The 6000-nt window shown below is 40.0% G+C and carries 7 protein-coding genes; 3 read left to right on the top strand and 4 right to left on the bottom strand.

Features of this window, described 5'->3' with window-relative positions; genetic code table 11:
• Positions 1-617 precede the first annotated feature (617 nt).
• Complete coding sequence (locus FFM66_RS05220; RefSeq protein ID WP_048605271.1) at positions 618-857, top strand: AbrB/MazE/SpoVT family DNA-binding domain-containing protein; 240 nt, start codon at positions 618-620, stop codon at positions 855-857.
• Positions 854-1261 carry a type II toxin-antitoxin system death-on-curing family toxin gene (locus tag FFM66_RS05215; RefSeq protein WP_048605270.1) on the top strand — a complete coding sequence of 136 codons (408 nt, stop codon included), beginning with the start codon at positions 854-856 and terminating at the stop codon, positions 1259-1261. The genes FFM66_RS05220 and FFM66_RS05215 overlap by 4 nt, the downstream gene beginning before the upstream one ends.
• A 98-nt stretch (positions 1262-1359) precedes the next feature.
• Here FFM66_RS05215 and FFM66_RS05210 read toward each other — a convergent pair whose 3' ends face one another.
• Positions 1360-2142 carry an MBL fold metallo-hydrolase gene (locus tag FFM66_RS05210; protein WP_137605217.1) on the bottom strand — a complete coding sequence of 261 codons (783 nt, stop codon included), beginning with the start codon at positions 2140-2142 and terminating at the stop codon, positions 1360-1362.
• A gap of 163 nt (positions 2143-2305) precedes the next feature.
• Here FFM66_RS05210 and FFM66_RS05205 point away from each other — a divergent pair, with 163 nt between their 5' ends.
• Entirely contained in the window at positions 2306-2554 is a 249-nt protein-coding gene (locus FFM66_RS05205; RefSeq protein ID WP_137605216.1) for a type II toxin-antitoxin system RelB/DinJ family antitoxin, read from the top strand.
• A gap of 85 nt (positions 2555-2639) precedes the next feature.
• Here the strand turns inward: FFM66_RS05205 and FFM66_RS05200 are convergent, their stop codons facing one another.
• From FFM66_RS05200 to FFM66_RS05190, 3 genes are read right to left on the bottom strand one after another with little or no spacing between them, the layout of a single operon-like run.
• The gene (locus FFM66_RS05200) at positions 2640-4496 is read right to left on the bottom strand and encodes a carbohydrate-binding domain-containing protein (RefSeq protein ID WP_137605215.1); all 1857 of its coding nucleotides are present in this window, start codon (positions 4494-4496) and stop codon (positions 2640-2642) included.
• A gap of 12 nt (positions 4497-4508) precedes the next feature.
• Positions 4509-5183 carry a DUF4956 domain-containing protein gene (locus FFM66_RS05195; protein ID WP_137605214.1) on the bottom strand — a complete coding sequence of 225 codons (675 nt, stop codon included), beginning with the start codon at positions 5181-5183 and terminating at the stop codon, positions 4509-4511.
• The gene (locus FFM66_RS05190) at positions 5173-5898 is read right to left on the bottom strand and encodes a polyphosphate polymerase domain-containing protein (RefSeq protein WP_137605213.1); all 726 of its coding nucleotides are present in this window, start codon (positions 5896-5898) and stop codon (positions 5173-5175) included. Before FFM66_RS05190 ends, FFM66_RS05195 begins: the two co-directional genes overlap by 11 nt.
• Positions 5899-6000: the final 102 nt, after the last annotated feature.

The following is a 6000-nucleotide window of genomic DNA, read 5'->3' as shown; positions in this document are numbered from 1 at the left end:
ATCGTATCATATTAAATAACGAGCATCAATATAAGTTTGTGGAGGTTTGTTGCGCTTTATTTTGCTATCCAGGAGTTCTCGGGGGATTTTTTAATAGTGAAAGGTCTTTTTTTTTTGACCAAATTTAGTAATGATTTACCCCCTACCAAACTCTACATTGGAACTATACAACGTTATTTAATGTAAAACTTATTAAGTTATAATCAGATGTTTACTTATCGGCCAATTAGTGCATTACATATCTCTAGAAAAATTTTTCATTTTTTGGGATATGGTAGAAATTTTTCCAGAGTTCTTTTTAGGCATACTTACGAAGCTATTGTATTTTAGTTGCGGTTATCAATCACTCAAAGATAGCCAACAACATTCTAGATATTTTCTTTCGCCGTTTTCTCTTCCTTTTTAGTTGCTGCTGCCCATCTTCCATCATTATAAAATGGCACAACAACCCGCTCCATCCCGTTATCATCTACACACCAATATATTTATACAAGCTTAGATATCTCTTCTATATTAGTCAACTTCATGATTTTAAAACTAGACAAAAGTGTGTCTGTATTTACATTTCACTCTGTATCTACTATAATTATGTATATACTATCGGAGGTGTATATACTATGAAAAATGAAACTAAGAAGTATAAAGTTCGGAAATCTGGAAATAGTGATGTAACAACCGTACCACCAGAAGTTAAAAACTGGCTACAAGTAAATACTGGAGGATCAATTAGTTATATTTTTGAAAGCGATGGTTCCGTTAGAATGGTAAAAGCCGCTGAGGAAGTGAATGTTGACGCCATCGTTGATTCCGTGATGGAACAATACAACCAAGCAATCAAGGATTTAGTTGATCTATGAGATTTTTAACAGTCAAAGACATTGTAAAAATTAATGCAAAAGTGATCACCGAAGTTTCAAAAGGTGAAATGATAGGAATTAAGGATGCAGCTGCATTAGATATGGCGGTAAATCAGCCACAACAAGTCGTATTCGGAGAAGAATTATATCCCACCCTCTATGATAAGGCGGCAATATTAGCGATAAACTTGGCAAAAAAGCATCCTTTTCATAACGGGAATAAACGAACAGCCCTTGTTGCAATGATCACTTTTTTGATGATTAATGATTGCTCCACTTCTTTCACACAAAAAGAGGCTGTAGACTTCATAGTAAACATTACTACCAGCAATCAGAATTTCGATGAACTCAAGATGTCCGTTTCAAATTACCTTGAAACATCTGGTAAAGTGAAACGAGGATAAAGAATCAACTTAGCAAACCGTCACTCTTGAAATGGCAGAGTTGTTGATGCAGCTCTCTTTCTTTTTCTATATAATCTTCCGTCTCAAACCCCAATTTATCAAAACCTAATCGAAAATCCATTAAACACATGAATTCCTGTACCAAAATGATCCAAGTGATGATTTCTCAAATATTTAGCAGCGTGTTCGGCTTCAATCAATAGCGTTGGATTTAATCCCAATGTATTGTGAGAACCAAAAACTTTGCTGATGTTAGTCAGCTTCGAAATTCTGGCAAGTGAATCTACCAGGTCTGCAGGATTTGTCGAAGGATAAAATGCATAAATCGGTGTTTGATCGTACAATAAATCACCAGTGAATAAAAAGCGATGCTTCTCGTCCAAAATAGAAATGTGTCCTGGTGAATGTCCCGGCGTATGCAGAATTCGCAACTCTCGATCTCCAAGAGAAATGACATCATTATCTTTAAGCAAAATGCTTGGTTTTCCTGTAAACGGGCGGTAATTTTTCGGATTAAAGTTTTTAGGCGTTGGTTTTGTAATATCTCTGGCAATATCTTTTCTGATTTGTTCGATGGTTAGTCCTTGTATGCCGTGAACCATCCAATCAGCATCTTTTTCGTGAACAGCAATTTCACTGAATTCACCGTGGGAGCCAATATGATCGGTATGAACATGAGTTGTCAGTACGAGAATTTCTTTATCAGTCAGTGTGGAGACTACTTCCTTTATGTTGCTGATTCCAAGTCCGGTATCGATCAGTACAGCGCTTGTTTTTCCAATCAGCAAAAATGAGTGAACCTTTTCCCAGTGCCCATACTCACTAATCGCAAAAGTCTCCTCATTTAATTTGGTAACAGTAAACCAATCCTCTTGATACATGCTCCTTCTCCTCCTTTTAACTAAAGTATAACGTTAGTACCAGTCAGATTATATAAAATTTCCTGTTAAATTCATTTTTTTGGATAAATAAAAAATACATTGGACTCCTGAAAGTTGTTATTCACTCCTACTGGTAGGATAATAGCACTACGAGGTGATTGATATGGAAACAAAAGATCGGAAAAAGAAAATTCAAGTAAATATCGATCGAAATCTTGCGAACAATGTAGAGGCAGTTTTGGACTCGTTAGGCTTGAATCAAACGACCATGATTACAGCACTCTACAAACGGGTTGAAGCGCAAGGTGAAGTCCCCTTTTCTCTTGCTTTGACGAAAGAAGAAAAAATCAATCTTGAGCTGATGAATGCGGCTGAAAGTGAAAAAAGCCGGTCAATTGACATTGAGAGATAAGCAAGCATTGACTCGCTTTATCAAAAATTATTATAAATATGACTAAAAGCGACCCTCATCACACATGAGAGTCGCTTTTTTAGTCTTAATGTCCGCCTGGTCCGCCGCCCATTTGGCTACCAGAAACCATTTCACCTGATTGGGAAACGTTTGTTACGATATCAGATAATTCAAAGGAGCCCAGTTCATCTCCGTTGGTTTCCGTTCCTGTTTCATACAGCCCATTTGTATCCTGTGCATCCGTGGAGCCACCGCTAACGATGGTATAGGTTTTTCCTTGCGTCATTTCAGGTGTTGAAATGGCCACGAATTGATAAGTTTTACTTGGTTTAAATGTTGCAACGGTATTTCCATCACTGTCAACAATACTTACAAGGGTGTTAGCAGCTTGTGAACTGTCAAAATAAATTCCGACTGCTGCTTGGGTGGAGCTGTCACTGATATTTTGTGCCATACCTGAACTGCCGGCAGCAATCAACGTACCTCCTGACAAATCAAAGGTTCCACCATAATCCAATGCGCCATTTCCGCCGTTGGTTGGTCCGTCAACAGTGACTGTTCCTCCAGACATGGTGATATTTCCATTACTATCAAGACCATCTCCTTCTGCATTGACGGCTAAGGTTCCACCACTGATGGTCAGACTCTTGCTGTCATCTGCTTGATCCCCACCAGCACCGCCACCGCCAAAGGAATCCGCACCGAATTGTCCGGTTCCTTCATCCGTATCACTACCACCACCTGCGTTCAAGCCATCATCACTGGCAGTGACTTGGATATCTCCGCCGCTGATTGCGATCACACTGGCTTCGATTCCTTCGTAGGATTCGCTGATTGCGAGGGTTCCATCACTAATGGTTAATTCATTGTCCGCATGGATACCGTCATCACCGGTTGCAATCGTGAATTCGCCCCCTGTGATTTCTGCTGTATCATTACTGTGAAGGGCATCATCCGCACTGTCAATCGTGTACGTACCGCTGGATACGAGAATCTTACTGCCGGCTTTGAGGCCTTTATAGCTTTCTTCTGTTGAAAGAGATTGGCTTGCTGCACCGTCTGCTGTTTTGATGGACATCTCGGCATTTTGGATGCTGACATTGGTTTCTGCTTGAATGCCATCACGACCACTGGAAATCGTAAAGGTTCCGCCATCAATGGCAATGTAACCCTTCGAGGTATCTTCCGTGTTGTTGGCTTGGATAGCGTCTCCTTCTGTAGTCGTTAAAGTATATTCCCCGTCACGAATGGAGACCGCATCTTTTCCTTTCAACGCATTATTTTTTGCAGTAATCGTATAGGTACCGGAAATTAAAACAAGATCATCCTTGCTGCGAATGCCATTGCTGTAATTACCTTCAACGTTTAATGTTCCTTCACCATTGATTACTAAATCTTCTTTACTGTAAAAAGTAGCATCCGGTTCTGTTTCATCTGCTGCTAATTGATAGTCAGATCCATCTTTTAAAGTAGTTGTAGTCCCTTTGACCAATGTAGTGACAACTTTTTCCGCACTTTGAATAGTTACTGCCGGTCCGCCGCTATTGGTGATTGAGACATCCTCGAAAATCAAACGAACCTTGTCTTCTTTTCCGGCACTGACAACCAACTGACCATTGCTTAAAGAGCCGCTGATTACGTAGGTACCGGCTTTGGTAATGGTTACGGTTTGATCCTCAACTGTTACGCCTTCTCCATCAACCGTCGAATCGTCGGATAAAGTGATCTTGGTTGCGGAAGCTTCATCATAGTCGGTAACGAGATCCTCTTCTTCGTAATTGCCGTAATACTCTGTTGTTTTTGTACTGACCGCAGTTGTCGTTGAAGAACTATTGCTGGTAGAAGTGATTTCTGTTGCCGAACTGTCTGAAGTAGATTGTTGCGAGCAAGCCGTCAAAATCAAACTTGAAAGCAGTAAGGAATAAATTAGTTTCTTTTTCATAGTGGCTCCTTTCTACAATTCATCGCGATTTGTCGCAACTTTTCCCAGTACTACTGGTAGATTGCCATTGCGAATCCGAACTGCATCAATTAATTCTTTTTCTTTTTTTTCATCTTTTAACAGTAAGATATAGCGTAATTCATAAAGACTGCCCATGGTGGTTGTCCGAACTGAATTTAATTTATTGCTGTAAGTGTAGGTTTCAAAAATATCATTGAATAAATCAGGATAATCCAAATCTTCCGGAATGGTTACTTTTAATTCTCGTTCTGCAACTTTTGAACGATCTCCAAAAGGAAAGAGATGCAAAAGAATCAAGAATACAGCAACGATACAAGAAAAAATCACACTATAGATGACATACCCCATCCCGGTGGCAATCCCAATTCCCATTGACCAGAAAATACTGGTGATCTCCCTGGACCCGCCGGCAACAGAACGAAAGCGAATCAGACTGAAGGCTCCGACAACTGCCAGACCGGTTCCTAGATTCCCGTTGACCAGCATAATCACGGATTGTACTAAAACCGGCAAAACTGCCAGTGTTACGACAAAGCTTTTGGTATAAACATTGCGGACCATATGCACGCGAGCCACTAACTGGCCTAAGGCAAGTGAGACAAGAATACAAATCAGCAGATCACTCCACTGGATACTGGTACCGGATTCGAATAAACTAGACAACATGTGTGATTTCCTCCTTGTTTCTTACAAATAAATGACGTTTAAAGGTTTCTGCGTATTTTGAAAAACTCCCTTTGCGAACTCCGTAGTTGTTCAACAATTCCACAAACCAGATTGGGTAAGCTCCTAGCGCTTTTACTTCCATCAAAACATCGATTTCTGGTGCAACCAATTCACCGTTGCTGCCTTTTTCTAAAACTAATTCCTGTGTGCGGTAGCGGATGTTTTGATCAAAAGTTACCCGAAAATCTTCCTCTTCTTTTCCAAAAAGTGACAGTCGATCGTAGGCTATCAAGGTTTTTGGTTGTAAATCAGCGTGGCGGGAAAACAGCCACGTAATTTCTTGTGCAATTTGTGAGGCGCCATTTGTAGTAAATTTGCCGGTAGCCAACCACTGGCAATACTCGCTGTAGGGAATGGGCAAGCGCCGTTTGTACACAATGCCTTTGACCTTTTTCTTGATTTCCAGAAAGACGAGGCAGTCTTCCTGAGGTACGCCATAGCTGCGGACTCGGAATTTTTCTTTGTATTTAGGTTTTTCCATTGATTTTTGAATAAATTGAAAATCTTTCGTATCAAAATATAAAGATAAAATTGTGTGTTTGCCGAATTCGTCCACTTCCATTTGTTTAGTCAATTCTTGAAAAAATGGTTCAAATTGTCCACGAGTTAATAAATACTTGGTTTCTTTACGTTGGAACACCTTTTTTAATTTCATAGCTGTCTCCTCCTGATTCTTGAGATTTTTCACCGTCAGCCAAAAAGCTGATTGCTTTGTTCTTACGATGGGATAATTTTAACGAAGCTAACTTAAAGCTAG

Source organism: Enterococcus songbeiensis (assembly GCF_005405265.1).
Classification (GTDB): domain Bacteria; phylum Bacillota; class Bacilli; order Lactobacillales; family Enterococcaceae; genus Enterococcus_C; species Enterococcus_C songbeiensis.
This window is presented reverse-complemented; position numbering and strand designations above follow the sequence as displayed.

Coding starts and splice junctions, on each gene's coding strand:
- FFM66_RS05220 (WP_048605271.1), top strand. CDS start 618: ATGAAAAATGAAACTAAGAAGTATAAAGTTCGGAAATCTGGAAATAGT.
- FFM66_RS05215 (WP_048605270.1), top strand. CDS start 854: ATGAGATTTTTAACAGTCAAAGACATTGTAAAAATTAATGCAAAAGTG.
- FFM66_RS05210 (WP_137605217.1), bottom strand. CDS start 2,142: ATGTATCAAGAGGATTGGTTTACTGTTACCAAATTAAATGAGGAGACT.
- FFM66_RS05205 (WP_137605216.1), top strand. CDS start 2,306: ATGGAAACAAAAGATCGGAAAAAGAAAATTCAAGTAAATATCGATCGA.
- FFM66_RS05200 (WP_137605215.1), bottom strand. CDS start 4,496: ATGAAAAAGAAACTAATTTATTCCTTACTGCTTTCAAGTTTGATTTTG.
- FFM66_RS05195 (WP_137605214.1), bottom strand. CDS start 5,183: ATGTTGTCTAGTTTATTCGAATCCGGTACCAGTATCCAGTGGAGTGAT.
- FFM66_RS05190 (WP_137605213.1), bottom strand. CDS start 5,898: ATGAAATTAAAAAAGGTGTTCCAACGTAAAGAAACCAAGTATTTATTA.